Raw genomic sequence first — 23,444 nt, 5'->3', positions numbered from 1 at the left:
CCTTAGCGTAACCGCCCGAAAAATCAGGCGAAGACGATTTCTTCGCCCTCCACCTTGGCGGTAATCCCGGTGCCAGGCAGGAACTTGCCGGACAGGATCAACTGCGCCAACGGGTTCTCGATCCAGCGCTGAATGGCCCGTTTCAATGGCCGTGCGCCGTAGACCGGGTCGTAACCGACGGAGATCAGTTTATCCAGTGCTTCGTCGCTCAGCTCCAGGCTCAGGTCGCGCTCAGCCAGACGGCTGCGCAGGCGGCCCAACTGGATCTGGGTGATGCCAGCGATCTGATCACGGCCCAGCGGCTCGAACACCACCACTTCGTCGATACGGTTGATGAACTCAGGGCGGAAGTGCGAACCCACCGCGTCCATCACCGCTGCCCGTTGCGCCTCGCGATCACCTACCAGCTCCTGGATCTGCGCCGAGCCCAGGTTGGAGGTCATCACGATCACGGTGTTGCGAAAATCCACCGTGCGTCCGTGGCTGTCCGTCAGGCGCCCGTCTTCAAGCACCTGCAGCAACACGTTGAACACATCCGGGTGCGCCTTCTCGACTTCGTCGAGCAGCACCACGGCATAAGGCTTGCGCCGTACCGCTTCGGTCAGGTAACCGCCCTCTTCGTAACCGACGTAGCCAGGTGGAGCACCGATCAGCCGCGCCACGGAATGTTTCTCCATGAACTCGGACATGTCGATACGCACCATCGCCTCTTCGGTGTCGAACAGGAACTCGGCCAGGGCCTTGCACAGCTCGGTTTTACCGACACCGGTCGGGCCGAGGAACAGGAACGAACCACTTGGCCGGTTCGGGTCGGACAAACCGGCACGCGAACGGCGTACGGCGTTGGAGACCGCAACGACTGCTTCCTCCTGACCGATCACACGCTCGTGCAGCAGGCTTTCCATCTTCAACAGTTTTTCCCGCTCGCCTTCAAGCATCTTGGCCACCGGAATACCGGTCCACTTGGAGACGACTTCAGCGATTTCCTCTTCGGTCACCTTGTTACGCAGCAGCTGGTTCTCGGCCTTGCCGTGCTGGTCGACCATCTGCAAGCTGCGCTCCAGGTCCGGGATCACCCCGTACTGCAGCTCGGCCATGCGGCTGAGGTCGCCTTTACGCCGTGCGCTTTCCAGCTCCTGGCGCGACTGTTCGATTTTCTGCTGGATCTGCGCAGAGCCCTGCACTTCGGCTTTTTCCGAAGTCCAGATTTCTTCCAGATCAGCGTACTCACGTTCCAGCCGCGCAATCTCTTCGGTCAGTTTTTCCAGACGTTTGATTGCGGCTTCGTCTTCTTCTTTCTTCAGCGCCTGGGATTCAACCTTCAGTTGAATCAGACGGCGCTCCAGGCGATCGAGCACTTCCGGCTTGGAGTCGATCTCCATACGAATGCGGCTGGCCGCTTCGTCTACCAGGTCGATGGCCTTGTCCGGCAGCTGCCGGTCAGTGATGTAGCGATGGCTGAGCTTGGCCGCGGCAATGATCGCGCCGTCGGTGATCGCCACCTTGTGGTGCACCTCATAACGCTCTTTGAGGCCACGCAGGATGGCGATGGTGTCTTCTTCGCTCGGCTCCTCCACCAGTACTTTCTGGAAGCGCCGCTCGAGGGCCGCGTCTTTCTCGATGTACTGACGGTACTCGTTCAGGGTCGTAGCACCCACGCAGTGCAGCTCACCACGGGCCAGGGCCGGCTTGAGCATGTTACCGGCGTCCATGGAGCCTTCACCTTTACCGGCGCCGACCATGGTGTGCAGTTCGTCGATGAACAGAATGATCTGCCCTTCTTGCTTGGACAGTTCATTGAGCAGGCCTTTGAGGCGCTCTTCGAACTCACCACGGAACTTGGCACCAGCAATCAGCGCGCCCATGTCAAGCGACAGCAGACGTTTGCCTTTGAGGCCGTCCGGCACTTCGCCGTTGATGATGCGCTGGGCCAGGCCTTCGGCGATGGCGGTTTTACCGACGCCAGGTTCGCCGATCAGCACCGGGTTGTTTTTGGTCCGGCGTTGCAGCACCTGGATGGTGCGGCGGATTTCGTCGTCACGGCCGATTACCGGATCGAGCTTGCCGTCTTCGGCGCGCTTGGTCAGGTCGACGGTGTACTTGTCCAGAGCCTGACGCGACTCCTCGGCGTTGGGGTCGTTGACCGCCTCACCGCCACGCAGATTGCTGATGGCGTTTTCCAGGGCTTTCTTGGTCACGCCCTGGCTCAGCAGCAACTTGCCAAGCTTGCTGTTCTCGTCCATGGCGGCGAGCAGCACCAGCTCACTGGAAATGAACTGGTCGCCCTTCTGCTGGGCCAGGCGGTCAGCCTGGTTGAGCAGACGCGCCAGATCCTGCGACATGTTCACGTCGCCGGTGGGGTTCTGGATTTTCGGCAGTTGGTCGAGCTCTTTGCTCAACGACTTGCGCAGGCTGTTGACGTCAAAGCCCACCTGCATCAGCAGCGGCTTGATTGAACCACCTTGCTGATCGATCAGTGCTTGCAACAGGTGCGCAGGCTCGATGGCGGGATGGTCCATACCAACGGCCAGAGATTGGGAATCGGATAACGCCAGCTGTAGCTTGCTGGTCAAACGGTCTATTCGCATAAGTTACCTTCCTTTTATGGGCAGGCCGGAGCGATGGACACACCTGATGAAGATAAACCTGCCTGAGATACCCCATTAGATGAGGGTGATTCTGGAGGATTCAAGCTTAGCGGGGTTGATTCAGGTCAGCGCGGGGCCAGCCAGATCAATGAGGCGAAGCGGCCACCTTGCGGAGTACGCCGATAAGAATAGAAGCGTGGATCGCTGACGGTGCACAAACCGCCGCCATATACCGCATTTACGCCACGAGCGGCCAGACGCAGACGCGCCAGGGTATAGATGTCGGCCATCAATTTATCTGGGCGTACACCGGGCACGAAGGCCTGGGCAGTTTCCGGATGAACGGTCGTGAAGGCGTCGCGCACTTCCAGACCCACTTCAAAGGCTTGCGGGCCAATTGCCGGGCCCAGCCACACCAGCACCTCTTCAGGCGCCAGCGCCAGACGGTCGAGGGTGGCCTCGATGACCCCGTTGGCCAGGCCGCGCCAGCCAGCATGGGCAGCCGCGACACGGGTGCCGGCACGGTCGCAGAACAGCAACGGCAGGCAATCGGCGGTCATCACCGTGCAGGCAATGCCTGGGGTGGCGGTCCAGCTGGCGTCGGCTTCGGCGATTACGCCAGGGTCGGCATCCGCTACCACCACGCCATGCACCTGCTTGAGCCAGGCGGGCTGGATGCCGAACTCGGCGGTCAGGCGCCGACGGTTCTCGGCCACCGCATCAGGCGCATCGCCGACATGGTCACCTAGGTTGAAGCTTTCATAGGGTGGCAAACTGACGCCGCCAGCCCGGGTGGTGACGCACGCGCGAACCCCTACTGGCGCAGGCCAGTCCGGGATCAGCAGGTCGCGCGCCAGCTCACTCATCCGACGAACGCCTCGCGGTCCTGCTTGAGCAGCGACAGCAGCCAGACGAAATCATCCGGCAGCGCCGATTCCCAGCCCATGCGCTCGCCGGTTGCCGGGTGATCCAGCTCCAGGAAGCGCGCGTGCAGGGCCTGACGCGGGAAAGTCTTGAGGGCCTCGACCATGGTGATGCTGGCCGCTGGCGGGATGCGGAAACGACCGCCGTAGACCGGATCGCCGACCAACGGGAAGTTCACGTGGGCCATGTGCACACGAATCTGGTGGGTACGCCCGGTTTCCAGCTTGACCCGTACATGGGTATGGGAACGGAAGCGCTCCAGCACGCGATAGTGACTGACAGCCGGCTTGCCGCCTTCGGTCACCGCCATGCGCTGGCGTTGCCCGCCATGGCGGCCGATCGGGGCGTTGATCTTGCCGCCAGCAGTAACCACACCGATCACGATGCATTCATAGATGCGGCTGACACTGCGGCTTTGCAACTGTGCAACCAGTTGTGTCTGCGCCTGGATGGTCTTGGCCACCACCATCAGACCGGTGGTGTCTTTGTCCAAGCGGTGGACGATGCCGGCACGCGGCACATTGATGATGTCCGGCACGTGGTGCAGCAGTGCGTTGAGCAGGGTGCCGTCGGCGTGGCCCGCAGCCGGGTGGACCACCAGCCCGGCGGGCTTGTTGATCACCAGGATGTGGTCATCTTCGTAGACGATATCCAGCTCGATATCCTGGGCCACCCACTCGCCCTGGGCTTCCTGTTCGGCCTCAAGGGCCAGCAGCGCACCGCCATAGACGATATCGCGCGGACGCAGGACGGCGCCATCGACCGTCAGGCGCCCCTCCTTGATCCAGGTGGAAAGGCGCGAGCGCGAGTGCTCAGCGAACAATTGGGCGGCGACTTGGTCGAGGCGTTGCCCGCCCAATTCGGACGGCACCTCTGCGCTAAGTTGAATGATCTCGGACATGCTCGAATCAGCGGGCGGCACAGCCTTTGGTTTCGACTGCGCGCTTGTGGTTAAATACGACGTCTTTTGCCCCGGGAACTGCATCGGGGTGCTCATCATAACAGGACGGCCACGCCCAAGACAGCGGCCGTCATAGGGACGCAAGCCGCCATGCAAGTGAAACACCTGCTGCTGATCGCCATCCTCGGACTGACCGCTGCTTGTTCTTCGAAGGAAGTCGTCGACGAAAACCTGAGCGAAGCCGAGCTGTACCAGCAGGCGCAGGCCGATCTGGACAACCACAGTTACACCAGCGCCACCAGCAAGCTCAAGGCCCTGGAATCGCGCTATCCGTTCGGCCGCTATGCCGATCAGGCCCAGCTCGAGCTGATCTACGCGAACTACAAGAACGCCGAGCCAGAAGCCGCCAAGTCGGCCGCCGAGCGTTTCATTCGCTTGCACCCCCAGCACCCGAACGTCGACTACGCCTATTACCTCAAGGGCCTGACCTCTTTCGATCAGGACCGTGGCCTGCTGGCGCGCTTCCTGCCGCTGGACATGACCAAGCGTGACCCGGGGGCTGCCCGCGACTCGTACAACGAGTTCGCCCAGCTGACCAGCCGCTTCCCCAACAGCCGTTACTCGCCAGATGCCAAGCAGCGCATGATCTACCTGCGCAACCTGCTGGCGTCCTACGAAATCCACGTCGCCGACTACTACCTGACCCGTCAGGCCTATGTCGCCGCCGCCAACCGTGGCCGCTACGTGGTCGAGAACTTCCAGGAAACCCCATCGGTCGGCGACGGCCTGGCGGTGATGACCGAAGCCTACATGCGTCTGCACCTGGACGAACTGGCCGCCACCAGCCTGGAAACCCTCAAGCTCAACTACCCGGACCACCCGAGCCTGGTCGACGGCCAGTTCCAGCCCAAGCAGGATGAAGCCGACAACCGCTCTTGGCTGTCCAAGGCCACCCTGGGCCTGATCGAGACCGAAGCGCCGCTGCCGCCGGGTGAAACCCGCGCCAACCAGGACGTGATCAAACAGTACGAAGACGCCAAGGAAGCGATTCCGGCCGAACTGCTGCCAGAGAACAGCGACGCCGTCGAAGAAGAGCAACACGAAGCGGAAGGCAACAACGACGACCGCTCCTGGTTCAGCTACATGACCTTTGGCGTGTTCGACTGATCGATCATGCAACAGATAAAGGGAGGCCGAGGCCTCCCTTTTTTCATGCCCGAGCCCTAGACTAAAGGCTCTTCACTGATAAAGCTGGACACCATGGTTCGCCTACTTTTCTGGATCGCCCTGATCGCCGCCGCTTTCTGGCTGTGGCGCAAGTTCAAGGCCAGCAATGCTGTTAAACCCGACAACAGCCTCGAAGACCCGTTGAAAATGGTGCGCTGCGCCCATTGCGGCGTGCACCTGCCCAGCGACCGCGCACTGCATCGGGGAGCACAGTGGTATTGCAGCCAGGCGCATCTGGAGCAAGGGCCCGGCAGTCAGCGCTGAGTCCCTTACCTCCCAACCAACCGCCCTGCTGGCGCATAAGGCCGTGGATCGATGATCGGTTCACGGCCCAGTAGCAGGTCGGCAAACAACTGGCAGGACGCCGGCGCCAGCACCAGGCCGTTGCGGTAATGCCCGCAGTTCAGCCACAAACCCTGCCAGCCCGGCACTTCACCAATGTAAGGTATGCCCTCGGGCGATCCCGGACGCAAACCCGCCCAATGGCCAACCGGCGTGGCGTCGGCCAACGCCGGGAGCAACTCGATGGCTGAAGCCTTGAGGCTTTCCAGCGCTTCGGCGGTCGGGGTCTTGTCGTACCCGGCATGCTCCAGGGTACTGCCCACCAGAATATGGCCGTCCCGCCGCGGGATGGCGTAGCGCCCCTTGGCCAGCACCATGCTCGGCAGGAAGTCTTCGGCGCATTTGAACAGAATCATCTGCCCTTTGACCGGCTCGACCGGCAACTCCAGGCCCAGGAGACGCAACAGATCGCCACTCCAGGCACCGGCAGTCAGCACCACGCGCTCGCCAGCAATCATCCCGTCAGCCGTCTCGACCCCGGTGATACGCCCGCTCTGCTGGCTGAAGCCGGTGATTTCGCAGTGCTCGCGAATGCTCACGTTAGGCATCGCCTGCAGCGCCGCCTTGAGCGATTTGACCAGGCGCGGGTTACGCACGTTGGCCACGCCCGCCATGTAGATAGCACGCTGGAAACCGGCACCGAGCACCGGCACCGCATCATAGGCGGCAGAGATATCCACCGCACTCAATGGCCGCCCTTCCCGCTCGGCCCAGGCCAGGGCCTCGGCTTCGTCGTCCAGGTCCAGCCAGTACAGGCCGGTGGTATGCACCTCGGGGTCCACCCCGGTGCTGGCAAACAAGCGCTCACCCAGCTGTGGATAAAAATCCTGCGACCAGTGCGCCAGCGCTGTCACTGCAGGGCTGTAGCGCCAGGGATAGAGCGGCGAAACAATGCCGCCACCGGCCCAGGACGATTCCTGTCCCAGCTCACCGCGATCACACAGCACCACCTGCTCGACCTCGGCCGCCAGGTTGAACGCCGTCAGCAGGCCGATCACTCCGCCGCCGACTATCACTACTTGCTTGGTCATCTATCGATCCAACGTCTGAAGTAAATCGCGAAAGACTTCAGCCACCCCAGCAACCACTGCCGGCATCCCCGATGCTTTCGGGATTACCGCGCACACCCGTCTGCTCAAGCACATAGTCACCGCACGGATCAGCCATCATCAGGCCACCGGGAAGGCGTCGTGCCAACAGGGTGAAAGACTCCTTGTCGCGTACCGCTTGCAAGCGATAGTGAGCGGTTCCGCTCGCCAATGGCGTCACCAGCGTTTCGCTATCGCTGTACTGTCCCGCACGAGAGTAATGGCGCTCCAGCTGCTGCGCGCTGGTGAACAGCAAGCCGACAATTTCCGTGCGAGCCGCTTTTCTGACCTGATCGCTGTAGCCGGGGTAGGCAATGCTCGCCAGAATGCCGACCACAGCGATGACAATCAACAGTTCGATCAGGCTCAATCCTTTCTGAGGCCTCATGCACCTGCTCCTTAATAGACCTGTCGCCAGAGGATCCGCCGCCAGGGTTGCGACGTTGGCTCGACAGGCTGCGCAATCACGCTCTCCAGCACACTGCGGGCAGTGCCATTGCGCACCACGGCAGTGATTCGATACAGCGTTACCTTAAGTTCTGGCGGCATCTGCCTGGCCTTGGTGCTCTCCCCCAGGGACTGAATGAGATAGAAACCGCGATCGCCTGCTTGCCAAGCCAGACCGGAGCTTGCGCCAACACCTGCATACACGCCGCCCGTGGTAATCAAGCCAGCTTCCGGGGGCGGCAGGCAAAACTCACAGCGTGGGGCTGCCAGCTCCAACGCCCTGGACTCTGCCTGTTGCAGCAGTTGTTGCGCCTGTTCGAATGCCTGCAACGTGCTCGACAGGTTGCGCGCCATGCGCTCTTGCTGGATCGCACTGCCCAGCGCCGATAACCCAAGCAATCCCAGCAGCAACACCAGCGTCAGACTAAGCAGCAGAACCAGGCCACGTTGCCTCATGACCCGTCCAGTGGATTGCCCAGGGCAATGCTCGTTCGATACGTCTGTGGCCTGACGCGTTGCTGTGGGTCGATCAGGGTCAGAGCGAGCTGTACAGCGGAAATACCTGAGAAACCGTCCCTGATCAGTTCAAGCTGCAACTCACCGACCCCGTCTACCAGTGCGCCATCACTTGCCCCGCTACGCAGGCGCAGCTCACTGGCTACCAGTCGGTAATCCTGATGCCGGATGGGCACGGCAAACTGCCCCGTTTCAGGCGCCCGAATACCCGCATACACATTTGCCTGCGTTCGACAGTCGGTGACCAGGGTCCAGTCCGGCCGGCCACTGGTTTGCACAACCTCGGCACTGATCAGGCTCAGACGCTGCAGGCGCCCATCCGCGCCGCGAGCGATTTGCACAGGCTGCGCGAATGCATCTGCAGCCAAGGGGTCGTGGAAGACCATAGCGTCGTGACGCAGACAACCGAACATTCCTGCCATGCGAATACTCTGGGCCAGACGCTGCAGGGCGTGACGCGCATCCTCCTGCATCCGCGCCGCCGCCTCTTGTGCCTGCCAGGACTGGCTTGCGGCAATAAACAGGCGGTTGGCACCGAGCAACACCAGCAATCCCAGGCTCAGGGCCAGCATCGCTTCCAGCAGGCTGAAACCCGCTTGCCTGGTCACTGCCCGGGCTCCTGATTGCGAAACGTCTCGCCAGCACGGGCCTGCTCGAGCACGCCATGGGCCAGATAGGCCGCCTGGGTGCTACGCAATGCGCTTTCGGTGGCCTGCAAGGCCCGCACCTGCAAACCGGCGGCGGCAAACAAGCCCAACCCCAACACAGCCATCGCCACCAGCACTTCAATCAACGTCATGCCTTGTTGCTGCCAGCCATCCATGGCCAACCTCCGCGACTTTTCCACAGCCCTTTGCCAACCCGGCCGACTGGACGCCAGCGACACGAGCTTCGAACCTATAGCGAAGCACTTCCAGGGAGGAATGCACGGTGAAGCAACAGGGCGTAACACTGATTCAAATCTTGTTCGCATCAGCCCTACTCGGGCTGCTTACACAGATGAGCGTACCGGCTTACAACACCATGAGCACCGGACTACAGCGGCAGGTTGCGGCCAAAGACCTGGCCCAGGCGCTGCGCACCGCGCGCAGTGAGGCGCTGCTGCGCAATAGCAACGTGCGCCTGCAAGCTCTGGGGGCAGACTGGAGTAATGGCTGGCAGATGATTGTCGAGCACGACAGCCCGCAACTGCTGCATGAATGGCGCAGCAATGGACGAACGATCATTGTTGGAAACCAGCCGGTGGCCCGGCAGGTAGGTTTCAATGGCCTGGGTGTGCCTCTGCGGGAGGGAGGCGCCTTTCAGGCCGGGACGTTGTATGTTTGCCAACGTCCCGAAGCGCTGAGTCACTATCAGGTGGTGCTGTCGCACACCGGCAGAGTCAGCCTGCGTAGTGCGTTGATCAAGCAGCCGCTGTGCGCGGCTGCCGGGTCAGATCAATGAACGAACGCGCAGTTCCTTGGGCATCGAGAAGGTGATGTTCTCTTCGCGTCCATCCAGCTCTTCGGCGCCGGTGGCGCCCCACGCCCTGAGTTGCTCGATCACACCACGCACCAGTACTTCCGGCGCCGAGGCGCCAGCAGTGATACCGATACGCTCGACACCGTCGAACCAGCTTTTCTGCAGGTCTTCGGCGCCGTCGATCAGGTAAGCCGGCGTTGACATACGTTCGGCCAGCTCACGCAGGCGGTTGGAGTTGGAGCTGTTCGGACTGCCCACTACCAGGACCACATCGCATTCGTCGGCCAGCTGTTTCACCGCATCCTGGCGGTTCTGAGTGGCGTAGCAGATGTCGTCCTTGCGCGGCCCGCCGATGTTCGGGAAACGAGCCCGCAGGGCATCGATCACACGGCTGGTGTCATCCATCGACAGCGTCGTCTGGGTCACAAAGGCCAGTTTGTCCGGATTATTGACCTGCAGCTGGGCTACGTCTTCCTCGTCTTCGACCAGGTAGATTGCGCCGCCGTTACTGGCGTCATACTGACCCATGGTGCCTTCGACTTCCGGATGGCCTTCGTGGCCGATCAGGATGCATTCGCGGCCGTCGCGGCTGTAACGCGCCACCTCGATATGTACCTTGGTGACCAGTGGGCAGGTTGCATCGAACACTTTCAGACCGCGGCCGGCTGCTTCCTGGCGCACAGCCTGGGAGACACCGTGGGCGCTGAAGATGACGATGACGTCATTCGGCACCTGGTCCAGTTCTTCGACAAAGATGGCGCCGCGGGCGCGCAGGTCTTCGACCACGAACTTGTTGTGCACCACTTCGTGACGCACATAGATCGGCGGACCGAAGACTTCCAGGGCGCGGTTGACGATCTCGATCGCCCGATCCACGCCCGCGCAGAAGCCGCGAGGGTTGGCGAGTTTGATTTGCATGCTCGGCTCCGGGCTCAAAGCGCTGTGACTTCGAGGATTTGCACCTCGAAGCTCAGGGTTTTGCCGGCCAGTGGATGGTTGAAATCGATGGTCACCTGGGCGTCATCGAAAGCCTTGACCACACCCGGCAGCTCGGCATTGGCAGCGTCGTTGAAGATCACCAGCAGACCTTCGGAAAGCTCCATGTCGTTGAACTGCGAGCGTGGCATGATCTGCACGTTCTGCGGATTGGGCTGACCGAAGGCGTTTTCCGGCTCGACGGTAACGGTGCGCTTGTCACCGGCCTTGAAGCCGAAAATGGCCGCTTCAAAGCCCGGCAGCAGGTTGCCGTCGCCGACTTTGAACACCGCCGGCGCCTTGTCGAAGGTGCTGTCGACGGTATCGCCGTTTTCCAGGTGCAGCGCGAAGTGCAGTTTCACTTCGGTGTTCTGGCCAATGCGGGTATCAGTCATGGACAGGTTCTCCGGACTTCTTGCTCTTGAACATATCCAGCGCCAGCATCACCGCACCCACGGTAATGGCGCTGTCGGCCAGGTTGAAGGCCGGGAAATACCAGCGGTTCTGCCAGTGGACGAGGATGAAGTCGACCACATGGCCCAGCACTATACGGTCGTACAGGTTGCCCAGCGCGCCGCCAAGCACCAGCGCCAGTGCCACTGCCAGCCAGGTCTCGTTGCGCCCCAGGCGCTTGAGCCAGACCACCAGCACACCGCTGACCACCAGGGCGATCAGGGCAAACAGCCAGCGTTGCCAGCCGGAGCTGTCCGCCAGGAAGCTGAAAGCGGCACCGGTGTTGTAGGCCAGGGTCCAGCTGAAGTAGTCCGGAATGACCACGATCTGCTGGTACAGGCTTAGCGCGCCCTCAAAGTAGAACTTGCTGGCCTGGTCGAGGACCAGGACCAGCAGACTCAGCCAGAGCCAGCCAAGGCGCCCGAAGCGCCCTGCAGCGGGGTTAGGCATAGTGGCGCACCTCACCGTTGCCGCTGATGTTGTCGGCGCAACGGGCGCAAATTTCCGGATGCTCCGGGTTCGCCCCGACGTCAGCGCGGAAGTGCCAGCAACGGCCGCACTTGGCGTGACCGGACTTGACCACTTTCAGTTTAAGGCCAGGCACTTCAGTCTCGACCGCATCGGCTGGCGCCTGGACGAACGGTGCAACGCTGGCGGCCGAGGTGATCAGCACGAAACGCAGCTCGTCGCCCAGCTTGTTCAGGTCGGCGCTCAGGGCGTCGTCGGCGAACAGGGTGACTTCAGCTTGCAGATTGCCACCGATGGCCTTGGCCGAACGCTGGTTCTCCAGTTCCTTGTTGACCGCAGTCTTGGCCGCCATCACGCGGTCCCAGTAAGCGCGACCCAGTTCGAAGCCTTCCGGCAGCTCGGTCAGGCCTTGGTACCAGGTGTTGAGCATCACCGATTCGTTGCGCTCGCCCGGCAGGTACTGCCACAGCTCGTCGGCGGTGAAGGCCAGGATCGGCGCGATCCAGCGCACCAGCGCTTCGCTGATGTGGTACAGCGCAGTCTGGCAGGAACGGCGGGCAACACTGTTGGCGCCAGTGGTGTACTGACGGTCCTTGATGATGTCCAGGTAGAAGCCACCCAGCTCCTGCACGCAGAAGTTGTGGATCTTCGAGTAGACGTTCCAGAAGCGGTATTCACCGTAGTGCTCTTCCAGCTCGCGCTGCAGCAGCAGGGTACGGTCGACCGCCCAACGGTCCAGCGCCAGCATGTCTTCGGCCGGCAGCAGGTCGCGGGCCGGGTCGAAGCCGGACAGGTTGGAGAGCAGGAAGCGCGCGGTGTTGCGGATACGCCGGTAGGCGTCGGCGCTGCGCTGCAGGATCTGCTCGGAAACCGCCATTTCGCCGGAGTAGTCAGTGGCCGAAACCCACAGACGCAGGATGTCGGCACCCAGGGTGTCGTTGACCTTCTGCGGCTCGATGGTGTTACCCAGCGACTTGGACATCTTGCGACCGTTTTCGTCGACGGTGAAACCGTGCGTCAGCAGCTCGCGGTACGGCGCGTGGTTGTCAATGGCGCAGCCGGTCAGCAGCGAGGAATGGAACCAGCCGCGGTGCTGGTCGGAACCTTCCAGGTACAGATCGGCACGCGGGCCGGTTTCGTGGCCGATGCTGTGCGAGCCACGCAGTACGTGCCAGTGGGTGGTTCCGGAGTCGAACCAGACGTCGAGGGTGTCAGCGATCTTGTCGTACTGACCGGCCTCTTCACCGAGCAGTTCGGCCGCGTCCATCTTGAACCAGGCTTCGATACCTTCTTTCTCGACGCGCTTGGCCACTTCTTCCATCAGCTCGACGGTGCGCGGGTGCAACTCGCCGGTCTGTTTGTTGAGGAAGAATGGAATCGGCACACCCCAGTTACGCTGACGCGAGATGCACCAGTCCGGGCGGTTGGCGATCATCGAATGCAGACGTGCCTGACCCCAGGCTGGAACGAACTTGGTTTCTTCGATGGCCTTGACCGCGCGCTTGCGCAGGGTGTCGCCATTGTCAGGCTGCTTGTCCATGCCGACGAACCACTGCGCGGTGGCGCGGTAGATCAGCGGGGTTTTGTGGCGCCAGCAGTGCATGTAGCTGTGGCTGATGGTTTCGGTGTGCATCAGCGCACCGACTTCCGACAGCTTCTCAACGATGGCCGGGTTGGCCTTCCAGATGAACTGGCCGCCGAAGAATTCCAGCGACGGCACATACACACCGTTGCTTTGCACTGGGGTGAGGATGTCGTCGTTGACCATGCCGTAGCGCTTGCAGGTAACGAAGTCGTCTTCACCGTAGGCTGGCGAGGAGTGAACCACACCGGTACCGGCGCCGAGTTCGACGTAGTCGGCCAGATAAACCGGCGACAGGCGGTCGTAGAACGGGTGACGGAAGTTGATCAGTTCCAGCGCCGAACCTGCTGCGGTGGCGACTACCGAACCTTCCAGCGCGTAACGCTTCAGGCACGACTCGACCAGCTCTTCAGCCAGCACCAGCAGTTTGTCGCCGACGTCGACCAGGGCGTACTTGAACTCCGGGTGGACGTTCAGTGCCTGGTTGGCCGGGATGGTCCACGGGGTGGTGGTCCAGATCACGATCGAAGCCGGCTTGGCCAGCGAGGCCAGGCCGAAAGCGGCGGCCAGCTTGACGTCATCGACGATCGGGAAGGCGACGTCGATGGTCTGGGATTTCTTGTCGGCGTATTCGACTTCGGCTTCGGCCAGGGCCGAACCGCAATCGAAACACCAGTTCACAGGCTTCAGGCCCTTGAACACGAAGCCGTGCTTGACCATCTCGGCCAGGGCGCGGATTTCACCGGCCTCGTTGGCAAAGTTCATGGTCTTGTACGGGTTGTCCCATTCGCCCAGTACACCCAGCCGGATGAACTCGGTCTTCTGCCCTTCGATCTGCTCGGCGGCGTAGGCACGGCACAGCTCGCGGGTCTTGTCCGCGGTCAGGTGCTTGCCATGGGTCACTTCGACCTTGTGCTCGATCGGCAGGCCGTGGCAGTCCCAGCCTGGGACGTACGGGGCGTCGAAACCGGACAGGGTCTTGGAGCGGACAATCATGTCCTTGAGAATCTTGTTCAGCGCATGACCGATGTGAATCTTGCCGTTGGCGTAGGGCGGGCCGTCGTGCAGCACGAACTTCGGACGATCCTTGCCAATTTCGCGCAGCTTCTGGTACAGGCCAATGCTGTCCCAGCGCTGCAGAATCTGCGGTTCGCGCTGTGGCAGGCCGGCCTTCATCGGGAAGGCGGTGTCCGGAAGGTTTAGCGTGGCTTTATAGTCGGTCATTTCAGGCTCTTCGTTAGCGGTTGAGCGTGCCAATGGGCACGTGCGGCGGCGATATCCGCATCGATCGCCGACTTCAGCGCCTCCAGGGAGGCGAAACGCTGCTCTTCACGCAGCTTGTGGTGGAATTCCACCGTCAGGCGCCGGCCATAGAGATCGCCGGCGTAATCAAGGAGATGCACTTCCAGGTGGGCACTGCCATCACCGGAAACGGTTGGCCGTACGCCGATGTTGGCGACGCCCGGCCAAGGCTTGCCATCGAGCTCGACGCTGACCAGGTAAACCCCGCTCAGCGGTACGCGACGACGCTTGAGTTGTATGTTGGCAGTCGGTGTGCCCAGTTGGCGTGCCAGTTTTTGCCCGTGCAAGACGCGACCGCTGATGCGGTACGGGCGTCCGAGCAGGCGTTCGGCGAGGGCAAAGTCGGCCGTGGCCAGGGCCTGGCGCACTTGCGTGCTGCTGACCCGCAGGCCATCCAGCTCGACGGTTTGCGCCGCTTCAACGGTGAAACCCTGACTCAGACCGGCTTGCTGGAGAAACTCGAAGTCGCCGACCCGGTCGCAACCAAAGCGAAAGTCATCGCCGACTTCCAGGTGCTTGACCCCCAGGCCGTCGACCAGGATGGTATCGACGAACTCAGCGGCGCTGAGCTTGCTCAAGCGCTGGTTGAACGCCAGACACAGCACCCGGTCCACGCCTTCAGCGGCCAGCAGCGCGACCTTGTCACGCAGGCGGGCCAAGCGGGCCGGCGCGGTGTCCGGGGCGAAGTATTCTCGCGGCTGCGGCTCGAAAATCACCACGCAGCTGGGTACGCCCAGCTCCACCGCTCGCTCACGCAGGCGCGCCAGGATTGCCTGGTGGCCACGGTGAACACCGTCGAAGTTGCCAATAGTGGCGACACAGCCCCGGTGCTGGGGGCGCAGGTTGTGAAGGCCTCGAACCAGCTGCATAACGCGCTTCTTGCTCATAAAGTGGTCGATTATAACCACACCCGGGCGCGGACGACAGGCAGCAGCGTCACCCCGAGGCGTGGAATAGATAAAACCGACGTCTGGCCGTGGTCGCCGCTCAATGCAGTGCCTTGCGGGCAAAGTCACGCGGACGGAAACCAAACACGAACAGACTGCCGAAATAAGTCACTACACCCGCCAGAATCAACACGCCCAGACGCAGGAAACGTTCGAGCATTCCGCCTTCTTCCCAGGCCGGCATGTAATGCATGCCCACCAGCAGCACCGCCGACATCAACAGCACCGCCAGGACCAGCTTGGCGAGGAACTTGCCCCAGCCCGGCTGCGGCTGGAACAGCTGCTGCTGACGCAATTTCCAGTACAACAGACCGGCATTCAGGCAGGCGCCGAGGCTGATCGCCAAGGCCAACCCTGCGTGTTGCAGGTGAGTAATGAACATCAGGTTGAACAGCTGGGTACAAACCAGGGTGAATACTGCGATTTTAACCGGAGTACGGATGTTCTGTTGGGCATAGAAGCCAGGGGCCAGCACCTTGACCAGAATGATCGCCAGCAGGCCGACCGAATAGGCAATCAGGGCACGCTGGGTCATGGCGGCGTCGTGTGCGCTGAATTTGCCGTATTGGAACAGCGCCACGGTCAACGGCTCGGCGAGGATCGCCATGGCCAGGGTGCATGGCAGCACCAGCAGGAAACACAGACGCAAGCCCCAGTCGAGGATCCGCGAATACTCATGACGGTCACGGTTGGCGTAGGTCTTGGCCAGGGTCGGCAACAAGATGGTTCCCAGCGCCACACCGAGTACACCGGAGGGCAGCTCCATCAGGCGGTCGGCGTAGTACATCCAAGACACCGAGCCGGCCACCAGGAACGAAGCGAAGATAGTGTTGATGATCAGCGAAATCTGGCTCACCGACACGCCGAGGATCGCTGGCAGCATCTGCTTGAGTACCCGCCACACTCCCGAGTCACGCAGATTCAGGCGTGGCAGCACCAGCATGCCGATCTTCTTCAGATGTGGCAGCTGGTACAACAGTTGCGCCAGACCGCCGGCCAATACGCCCCAGGCCAGAGCCATGATCGGCGGATCGAAGTACGGGGTCAGAAACACGGTGAAGCCGATCATCGCCACGTTGAGCAGGGTCGGGACGAAGGCCGGCACCGAAAAACGGTTCCAGGTATTGAGAATGGCCCCGGCCAGCGAGGATAGCGAGATCAGCAATATATAAGGGAACGTCACCCGCAACAGGCTGGTGGTCAGCTCAAACTTTTCACCACTGCTGACAAAACCCGGGGCGGTGACCCACACCACCCAGGGGGCGGCCAGTATGCCGAGCGCGGTGACCAGGGCCAGTACCAGGGTCAGCAACCCGCTGACGTAGGCAATGAAGGTGCGTGTCGCTTCGTCGCCCTGCTGGGTCTTGTACTCAGCCAGGATCGGCACGAAAGCCTGGGAAAATGCGCCCTCGGCGAAGATTCGCCGCAGCAGGTTGGGCAGTTTGAAGGCGATGAAGAAGGCGTCGGTAGCCACGCCGGCACCGAATACCCGCGCCAGGATGGTGTCGCGCACAAAGCCCAACACCCGTGAAATCATGGTGATGGAGCTGACGGCGGCCAGGGATTTCAGAAGGTTCATTGAAAGTTTTTTACGCCTAAAGATAAAGGGCTGTGCCGGAACGCGCCTAGTTGTGCGATACTCCGCGCCGCAACGCAAGCAGAGCAAAAGCTCCCGAGTTTACAGGTCGTACCGCAGAAGGGAATCACTCCCTTGTAAGGAACAACCACTCAGCGGATCCATGCAAGTGCCCTTGACAACCGATTAACTCATCGGCATGATTCGCGGCCTATTTTGTTTGCTATTTACCAAGTCTTTCGAGGAGCTCGACGGTGGCCAACTCACCTTCCGCCAAAAAACGTGCAAAACAGGCTGAGAAGCGTCGCAGCCACAACGCCAGCCTGCGTTCCATGGTTCGTACCTACATCAAGAATGTAGTTAAAGCCATCGACGCAAAAGACGCCGAAAAAGCGCAAGCTGCTTACACTCTGGCTGTTCCTGTTATCGACCGTATGGCCGATAAAGGCATCATCCACAAGAACAAGGCTGCTCGCCATAAAGGCCGTCTGAATGGCCACATCAAGGCGCTGAAAGAAACTGCAGCTGCCTAAGCGACACGCTTGTTAAAAAACCGACCTCAGGGTCGGTTTTTTATTGCCTGCGATTCCTGTGTTTTGGACCGATAAAATTGTGGGAGCTGGCCTTGCCAGCGACGAAGGCCACAGCTGATCTTTACGCTGCACCGCCCTCATCGCCGGCAAGGCCGGCTCCCACAAAAGTCATCCGGCTGTTGTTACTTACCGATCTGAATCTTCGGTGCCCACTGCAGCCATTCGTCCTCAGCCTTGTCGAACAAGGCAAAGGTCTGCTGCGGTCGAGCCGGATTACCCATCTTCTCGCCATCTGGCGTTGCAAAGGCAATACCGCCCTCGATCAGGGTTTCCAGCGACTCTGTACGCACCGTAGCGCCTTTGAACAGGCCGAAGTCAAAGCCAAAGCCACTGCTGTTCCAGAATCGGCTACCACCACGCACCAGGGCGGCATAGCGCGGCTCGATAAGGATATGAATCAGCACGCGGTCTGCCGTCTGCCCTAACTCGAAACCGGTTACTTTACCCACCGGAATTTCGCGATACGTTACCGGCACACCTGGCTTGATCGAGCCACGCCGCGGCGCACTGAGCACCAACGCCAGGCCCGCTTCACGCGAGGAGAAATCCGGCGCCTGGGGCAGCGCATTGAAGGTCCGCTGCGGCCCCAGGTTCTTCGAGGCGGGCTGCACCTCCAGGTACTGCCCGGTCACCAAGGTTTCCAGGTTTTCGGTCTTGACGATGCCCAAGGCCGGCTTGACCACCCAGAACTGCGTACCTTCGCGAGCAATACGCTCAGGCACTTCAGTAATACGCGCTTTGAGCAGCACCGCTTGCAGATCGTCGGTCAGATCGACCTGCTCAACCTTGCCAACATCCAGGCCTTTGAAGCGAACCGGGGTGCCGACCTTGAGGCCATCAGCCCGCTCGACCCGAATGGTCACCGTGGTGCCACTGCGATTGGCCGCCTCCTGATCCGCATTCAGGCGGAAACTCGGAATCCGGCGCTTAAGCGGCACATTCGGTATCGGCGTATCGAAAGCGATACCGCCCGCCATCAGGCTCTGCAGCGACTCGCTCTTGATCTGCACGCCCGACAAGCCACCGGTGAGGGTGATGCCGCTGGCATTCCAGAATCGCGTCGAGCCGTTGACCAGGTTGGCGTACTCCTTCTCGATGTGCACACCAATCAGCAGGCGCTTGCTCTTCTTGGAGAACTGGTAGCTTTGTACGGTACCGACCTTCACCTGACGGTAGAGCACCGGGCTGCCAACCTCCAGCGAACCTAGGTTGTCACTGAACAGTACCAGGTGCAGCCCCGGCGCTTTCAGGTCGAGAGGAGGCGCTTTCTCTCGGGCTTCGAACTCGCGCTGCGGAGAGGCACCTTTATCACCCGGGCGGATAGCAATGTAGTTACCCTTGACCAGCGCCTCCAGACCAGTGATCCCGGCCAGGGAGATGGACGGCTTGACCACCCAGAACTGGGTACCGTCGACCAGGTAGTCTTCGGCCAATGGGTCCAGGGTCAGCTCGGCGACGGCACTGGTAAGGTCAGCATCGACTTTAAGGGTTTTCAGCGAGCCGACCTGAATGCCTTTGTACATCACCGGCGTTCGCCCGGCCTGCAGCCCCTCGAAGTCGCTCAGCTTGACCTTGACCTTGATACCCGCCTGGGCAGCATCGAAGTCTTCAAACAAGCGGAACGGCAAGTTCGGATCGGTTGGCGGGCTGTCTTTGCGATGCTCCGGTGTAGCAAAGGCAATACCGCCGGCAACGATACTGGCCAGCGACTCACTGCGCACTTTCACCCCGGACAGGTCGGCATCGATACTGATACCACTGGCGTTCCAGAAGCGCGTGTGCTTGCGCACCAGGTTGGTGTAGGCCGGCTCGATGAAGACTTTGATTTCCACCGTACCCTGGTCTTCGGCCAGACGGTAGCTTTTCACCTTACCGACCTGGATCTGCTTGTAGAACACCGGGCTGTCGCGGTTGAGCGAACCCAATCGATCTGCCTTGAGCGTCAGGTGCAGGCCAGGCTCGCTATCAGACAATGGCGGCGCTTCGTCCAACGCTTTGAAACGTTTGCTTGGCTCTCCCGTACCTGGGCTCACGGCAATGTAATTACCCGATACCAGGGTCTCCAGACCGGTGATACCAGCCAGCGTGACACTCGGCTTGACCAGCCAGAAGCGCGTGCCGCTATTGAGGTGCGGCTCAGCTTCCTTGTTCATTTCAATGGTGGCAATAACGCCGGTGTTGTTGCCTTTGGCATCCAGCACCAGTTCTTTAACCTTGCCCACCGACATGCCCTTGAAGACCACCTCGGTTTTGTTGGCAACAATGCCCTCACCGCTCTCAAAGCGAACCTGAATGTTCACCCCTGATTCGCGGTATGCCTGCCAGCCAAGCCAGCCGCCAATGACCAGGGCGATCAGAGGCAATATCCATATGGCCGACCAGTTCGAAGCTGGGCGGGTTCTAGCCGTAGGCAAATCACTCATGGTCGTCATCCGACTCCGTGTTATCCCAAATCAGTCGGGGATCGAAAGTTACTGCAGCAAGCATCGTCAGAATCACCACACTGGCGAAGGCGACGGCGCCCAGGTTGGCTTCGATACTGGCGATCCTGCCGAAGTTCACCACCGCCACCAAAATGGCGATCACGAAGATGTCGAGCATCGACCAGCGTCCGATAAATTCAATAAAGCGGTACATCAGAATCCGCTGCCGTGCAGACAATGGCTGCCTGCGTTGCACCGAGTAGAGCAGCAGCCCGATACCCACCAACTTGAAGGTGGGCACCAGAATACTGGCAATGAACACCACGGCAGCAATCGGCAACATGCCGAATTTAATCAGGGTGACGACACCGGACATGATGGTGTCCGGCGCCCCCTGCCCCAGCGTGCTGACGGTCATGATCGGCAGCACGTTGGCCGGGATGTAGAGAATTGCCGAGGTGAGCAGCAAGGCCCAGGTTCGCACCAGGCTGTTCGGCCGCCGCGCATGCACAATCGCGCCGCAACGACTGCAGGTTTGCGAGTCACACTCAGGCTCCTGGCGATTCAGTTCATGGCACTCGCCACAAATCAGAATTCCAGCATCAATCGCACGCATGCAGGTCTTCCCCCGATAAAGCACTCCAGATCTGGTGGGGTGACATCACCACCTCCAACCACACCTGCACCAATAGCAAACTGATAAAACAGGCCAGCCCCAGACCGAGACTCAACTCTGCCAGTTCGACCAACTTGACCATCGCGACCAGCACGCCCATGAAATACACCTCGAGCATGCCCCAGTCGCGCAGATGGTGATAAATCCGGTAAAGCAACAGACCGTAACTGCGGCCGATGTTCAGACGAATACTCAGGAGTACCGCCAGCTGGCACAGCAGCTTGAGCAAGGGGATAGCCATGCTGCAGAGAAATACCACCACCGCCACTTCAGGCATGCCGGTATTGTATAGCCCGACCACGCCACTCCAGACCGTGTCGTTGGAGCTCTGGCCCAACAGATGGAGTTGCATGATGGGCAGAAAGTTGGCGGGTATGTAGAGCAGCAAGGCGGCGAGCACCAGTGCCAGACTACGCTGGACGACATTATGGCGGTGCGCATAAAGCTCGTAGCCGCAGCGTGGGCAATGCGCCTTTTCATCCAGCTTGAGCACAGGCTTGCGCATCAGCAGGTCACATTCGTGACACGCCACCAGTTGCTCCAGGGGTAAGTCGGCAAGCTGATGGGAATCGACAGGCTCGGACATAGTGAACTTCTGAGTTTACATAAGAGCGCTATTCTAGCTGATTGGTTATTTCTCTGTGTTTCATGGTTGAAACATAGCAAGGGCGCTACAACCGCCAAAAAAGACAAAACCCCTACCTGCATACGCAGATAGGGGTTTCGGAATTTAATCTTGACGATGACCTACTCTCACATGGGGAAACCCCACACTACCATCGGCGATGCATCGTTTCACTGCTGAGTTCGGGATGGGATCAGGTGGTTCCAATGCTCTATGGTCGTCAAGAAATTCTGTTGCCAGAAGGTCTTGTTAGACACTCCAGCGAATTGGGTATGTGATGATTGTGAGTCGCAAACTTTCGGTTCGTTTCGTCTTCACAACACCGCAATCTGGTCATTTCGACGCAAATTGCTTGGGTGTTATATGGTCAAGCCTCACGGGCAATTAGTATTGGTTAGCTCAACGCCTCACAGCGCTTACACACCCAACCTATCAACGTCGTAGTCTTCGACGGCCCTTCAGGGAGCTCAAGGCTCCAGTGAGATCTCATCTTGAGGCAAGTTTCCCGCTTAGATGCTTTCAGCGGTTATCTCTCCCGAACATAGCTACCCGGCAATGCCACTGGCGTGACAACCGGAACACCAGAGGTTCGTCCACTCCGGTCCTCTCGTACTAGGAGCAGCCCCTCTCAAATCTCAAACGTCCACGGCAGATAGGGACCGAACTGTCTCACGACGTTCTAAACCCAGCTCGCGTACCACTTTAAATGGCGAACAGCCATACCCTTGGGACCGGCTTCAGCCCCAGGATGTGATGAGCCGACATCGAGGTGCCAAACACCGCCGTCGATATGAACTCTTGGGCGGTATCAGCCTGTTATCCCCGGAGTACCTTTTATCCGTTGAGCGATGGCCCTTCCATACAGAACCACCGGATCACTAAGACCTACTTTCGTACCTGCTCGACGTGTCTGTCTCGCAGTCAAGCGCGCTTTTGCCTTTATACTCTACGACCGATTTCCGACCGGTCTGAGCGCACCTTCGTACTCCTCCGTTACTCTTTAGGAGGAGACCGCCCCAGTCAAACTACCCACCATACACTGTCCTCGATCCGGATAACGGACCTGAGTTAGAACCTCAAAGTTGCCAGGGTGGTATTTCAAGGATGGCTCCACGCGAACTGGCGTCCACGCTTCAAAGCCTCCCACCTATCCTACACAAGCAAATTCAAAGTCCAGTGCAAAGCTATAGTAAAGGTTCACGGGGTCTTTCCGTCTAGCCGCGGATACACTGCATCTTCACAGCGATTTCAATTTCACTGAGTCTCGGGTGGAGACAGCGCCGCCATCGTTACGCCATTCGTGCAGGTCGGAACTTACCCGACAAGGAATTTCGCTACCTTAGGACCGTTATAGTTACGGCCGCCGTTTACCGGGGCTTCGATCAAGAGCTTCGCGTTAGCTAACCCCATCAATTAACCTTCCGGCACCGGGCAGGCGTCACACCCTATACGTCCACTTTCGTGTTTGCAGAGTGCTGTGTTTTTAATAAACAGTCGCAGCGGCCTGGTATCTTCGACCGGCATGAGCTTACGGAGCAAGTCCTTCACCCTCACCGGCGCACCTTCTCCCGAAGTTACGGTGCCATTTTGCCTAGTTCCTTCACCCGAGTTCTCTCAAGCGCCTTGGTATTCTCTACCCAACCACCTGTGTCGGTTTGGGGTACGGTTCCTAGTTATCTGAAGCTTAGAAGCTTTTCTTGGAAGCATGGCATCAACCACTTCGTCGCCTAAAGGCAACTCGTCATCAGCTCTCGGCCTTAAGATCCCGGATTTACCTAAGATCTCAGCCTACCACCTTAAACTTGGACAACCAACGCCAAGCTGGCCTAGCCTTCTCCGTCCCTCCATCGCAATAACTAGAAGTACAGGAATATTAACCTGTTTTCCATCGACTACGCTTTTCAGCCTCGCCTTAGGGACCGACTAACCCTGCGTCGATTAACGTTGCGCAGGAAACCTTGGTCTTTCGGCGTGGGAGTTTTTCACTCCCATTGTCGTTACTCATGTCAGCATTCGCACTTCTGATACCTCCAGCAAGCTTCTCAACTCACCTTCACAGGCTTACAGAACGCTCCTCTACCGCGTCACCTAAGTGACACCCGTAGCTTCGGTGCATGGTTTGAGCCCCGTTACATCTTCCGCGCAGGCCGACTCGACTAGTGAGCTATTACGCTTTCTTTAAAGGGTGGCTGCTTCTAAGCCAACCTCCTAGCTGTCTAAGCCTTCCCACATCGTTTCCCACTTAACCATGACTTTGGGACCTTAGCTGACGGTCTGGGTTGTTTCCCTTTTCACGACGGACGTTAGCACCCGCCGTGTGTCTCCCATGC

21 protein-coding genes and 2 rRNA genes (1 of these 23 only partly in view) are annotated in these 23,444 nt (G+C 60.0%); 4 read left to right on the top strand and 19 right to left on the bottom strand.

Annotated elements, in window-relative coordinates:
• Window positions 1–23: 23 nt before the first annotated feature.
• From clpB to rluD, 3 genes are all read right to left on the bottom strand, one after another.
• The gene (clpB, locus tag ACVI9W_RS16275) at window positions 24–2,588 is read right to left on the bottom strand and encodes an ATP-dependent chaperone ClpB (RefSeq protein ID WP_461530519.1); all 2,565 of its coding nucleotides are present in this window, start codon (window positions 2,586–2,588) and stop codon (window positions 24–26) included.
• Window positions 2,589–2,713: 125 nt separating this feature from the next.
• Window positions 2,714–3,454 (bottom strand): peptidoglycan editing factor PgeF, encoded by a 741-nt coding sequence (pgeF, locus tag ACVI9W_RS16270; RefSeq protein WP_461530518.1) that lies wholly within the window; start codon window positions 3,452–3,454, stop codon window positions 2,714–2,716.
• Window positions 3,451–4,413, bottom strand: coding sequence for a 23S rRNA pseudouridine(1911/1915/1917) synthase RluD (gene rluD / locus ACVI9W_RS16265; protein WP_400173209.1), 963 nt, complete (start codon window positions 4,411–4,413; stop codon window positions 3,451–3,453). Before rluD ends, pgeF begins: the two co-directional genes overlap by 4 nt.
• A 150-nt stretch (window positions 4,414–4,563) precedes the next feature.
• Between rluD and ACVI9W_RS16260 the strand changes: the two genes are divergently transcribed.
• Window positions 4,564–5,580, top strand: a complete 1,017-nt coding sequence (locus ACVI9W_RS16260; protein WP_038606898.1) for an outer membrane protein assembly factor BamD — start codon at window positions 4,564–4,566, stop codon at window positions 5,578–5,580.
• 93 nt (window positions 5,581–5,673) lie between these two features.
• A complete protein-coding gene (locus ACVI9W_RS16255) occupies window positions 5,674–5,904 on the top strand; it encodes a PP0621 family protein (protein WP_461530517.1) in 231 nt (76 codons plus the stop codon).
• A gap of 5 nt (window positions 5,905–5,909) precedes the next feature.
• On the opposite strand, the gene thiO is transcribed toward ACVI9W_RS16255, so the two are convergent.
• The 5 genes from thiO to pilV are packed head-to-tail and all read right to left on the bottom strand — an operon-like array spanning window position 5,910 to window position 8,856.
• The gene (gene thiO, locus ACVI9W_RS16250) at window positions 5,910–7,013 is read right to left on the bottom strand and encodes a glycine oxidase ThiO (RefSeq protein ID WP_461530516.1); all 1,104 of its coding nucleotides are present in this window, start codon (window positions 7,011–7,013) and stop codon (window positions 5,910–5,912) included.
• A gap of 37 nt (window positions 7,014–7,050) precedes the next feature.
• Window positions 7,051–7,458, bottom strand: a complete 408-nt coding sequence (locus ACVI9W_RS16245; RefSeq protein ID WP_461530515.1) for a type IV pilin protein — start codon at window positions 7,456–7,458, stop codon at window positions 7,051–7,053.
• A gap of 11 nt (window positions 7,459–7,469) precedes the next feature.
• Window positions 7,470–7,973 (bottom strand): hypothetical protein, encoded by a 504-nt coding sequence (locus tag ACVI9W_RS16240; protein ID WP_461530514.1) that lies wholly within the window; start codon window positions 7,971–7,973, stop codon window positions 7,470–7,472.
• On the bottom strand, window positions 7,970–8,641 hold the full coding sequence (locus ACVI9W_RS16235) for a PilW family protein (RefSeq protein WP_461530513.1): 672 nt from the start codon (window positions 8,639–8,641) through the stop codon (window positions 7,970–7,972). Before ACVI9W_RS16235 ends, ACVI9W_RS16240 begins: the two co-directional genes overlap by 4 nt.
• On the bottom strand, window positions 8,638–8,856 hold the full coding sequence (pilV, locus tag ACVI9W_RS16230; RefSeq protein WP_262405461.1) for a type IV pilus modification protein PilV: 219 nt from the start codon (window positions 8,854–8,856) through the stop codon (window positions 8,638–8,640). Before pilV ends, ACVI9W_RS16235 begins: the two co-directional genes overlap by 4 nt.
• A gap of 200 nt (window positions 8,857–9,056) precedes the next feature.
• Here pilV and ACVI9W_RS16225 point away from each other — a divergent pair, with 200 nt between their 5' ends.
• A complete protein-coding gene (locus tag ACVI9W_RS16225) occupies window positions 9,057–9,476 on the top strand; it encodes a GspH/FimT family protein (RefSeq protein ID WP_461530512.1) in 420 nt (139 codons plus the stop codon).
• On the opposite strand, the gene ispH is transcribed toward ACVI9W_RS16225, so the two are convergent.
• From ispH to murJ, 6 genes are all read right to left on the bottom strand, one after another.
• Window positions 9,465–10,412 (bottom strand): 4-hydroxy-3-methylbut-2-enyl diphosphate reductase, encoded by a 948-nt coding sequence (ispH, locus tag ACVI9W_RS16220; protein WP_038606880.1) that lies wholly within the window; start codon window positions 10,410–10,412, stop codon window positions 9,465–9,467. The genes ACVI9W_RS16225 and ispH overlap by 12 nt on opposite strands.
• A gap of 14 nt (window positions 10,413–10,426) precedes the next feature.
• Window positions 10,427–10,864 carry an FKBP-type peptidyl-prolyl cis-trans isomerase gene (fkpB, locus tag ACVI9W_RS16215; protein WP_038606877.1) on the bottom strand — a complete coding sequence of 146 codons (438 nt, stop codon included), beginning with the start codon at window positions 10,862–10,864 and terminating at the stop codon, window positions 10,427–10,429.
• Window positions 10,857–11,372: a signal peptidase II gene (lspA, locus tag ACVI9W_RS16210; protein ID WP_038606874.1), complete on the bottom strand. Its 516-nt coding sequence runs from the start codon at window positions 11,370–11,372 to the stop codon at window positions 10,857–10,859. Before lspA ends, fkpB begins: the two co-directional genes overlap by 8 nt.
• A complete protein-coding gene (gene ileS / locus ACVI9W_RS16205; RefSeq protein WP_461530511.1) occupies window positions 11,365–14,196 on the bottom strand; it encodes an isoleucine--tRNA ligase in 2,832 nt (943 codons plus the stop codon). Before ileS ends, lspA begins: the two co-directional genes overlap by 8 nt.
• The gene (gene ribF / locus ACVI9W_RS16200) at window positions 14,193–15,143 is read right to left on the bottom strand and encodes a bifunctional riboflavin kinase/FAD synthetase (RefSeq protein ID WP_461530510.1); all 951 of its coding nucleotides are present in this window, start codon (window positions 15,141–15,143) and stop codon (window positions 14,193–14,195) included. Before ribF ends, ileS begins: the two co-directional genes overlap by 4 nt.
• Before the next feature lie 118 nt (window positions 15,144–15,261).
• Window positions 15,262–16,800 (bottom strand): murein biosynthesis integral membrane protein MurJ, encoded by a 1,539-nt coding sequence (gene murJ / locus ACVI9W_RS16195; protein ID WP_461530509.1) that lies wholly within the window; start codon window positions 16,798–16,800, stop codon window positions 15,262–15,264.
• 251 nt (window positions 16,801–17,051) lie between these two features.
• Between murJ and rpsT the strand changes: the two genes are divergently transcribed.
• Window positions 17,052–17,330 carry a 30S ribosomal protein S20 gene (rpsT, locus tag ACVI9W_RS16190; RefSeq protein WP_157191121.1) on the top strand — a complete coding sequence of 93 codons (279 nt, stop codon included), beginning with the start codon at window positions 17,052–17,054 and terminating at the stop codon, window positions 17,328–17,330.
• A 182-nt stretch (window positions 17,331–17,512) separates the two neighbouring features.
• On the opposite strand, the gene ACVI9W_RS16185 is transcribed toward rpsT, so the two are convergent.
• The 5 genes from ACVI9W_RS16185 to ACVI9W_RS16165 form a co-directional block, all read right to left on the bottom strand.
• Window positions 17,513–19,813 carry a PqiB family protein gene (locus ACVI9W_RS16185; protein WP_461530508.1) on the bottom strand — a complete coding sequence of 767 codons (2,301 nt, stop codon included), beginning with the start codon at window positions 19,811–19,813 and terminating at the stop codon, window positions 17,513–17,515.
• Window positions 19,806–20,429 carry a paraquat-inducible protein A gene (locus ACVI9W_RS16180; protein ID WP_461530507.1) on the bottom strand — a complete coding sequence of 208 codons (624 nt, stop codon included), beginning with the start codon at window positions 20,427–20,429 and terminating at the stop codon, window positions 19,806–19,808. Before ACVI9W_RS16180 ends, ACVI9W_RS16185 begins: the two co-directional genes overlap by 8 nt.
• On the bottom strand, window positions 20,416–21,075 hold the full coding sequence (locus ACVI9W_RS16175) for a paraquat-inducible protein A (protein ID WP_461530506.1): 660 nt from the start codon (window positions 21,073–21,075) through the stop codon (window positions 20,416–20,418). Before ACVI9W_RS16175 ends, ACVI9W_RS16180 begins: the two co-directional genes overlap by 14 nt.
• Before the next feature lie 148 nt (window positions 21,076–21,223).
• Window positions 21,224–21,339, bottom strand: a 5S ribosomal RNA gene (gene rrf / locus ACVI9W_RS16170).
• Window positions 21,340–21,477: 138 nt separating this feature from the next.
• Window positions 21,478–23,444: ribosomal RNA gene (locus ACVI9W_RS16165) — 23S ribosomal RNA — on the bottom strand; it runs 924 nt beyond the window's last position.

The sequence above is a fragment of the Pseudomonas sp. 210_17 TE3656 genome, from assembly GCF_054821965.1.
This window is presented reverse-complemented; position numbering and strand designations above follow the sequence as displayed.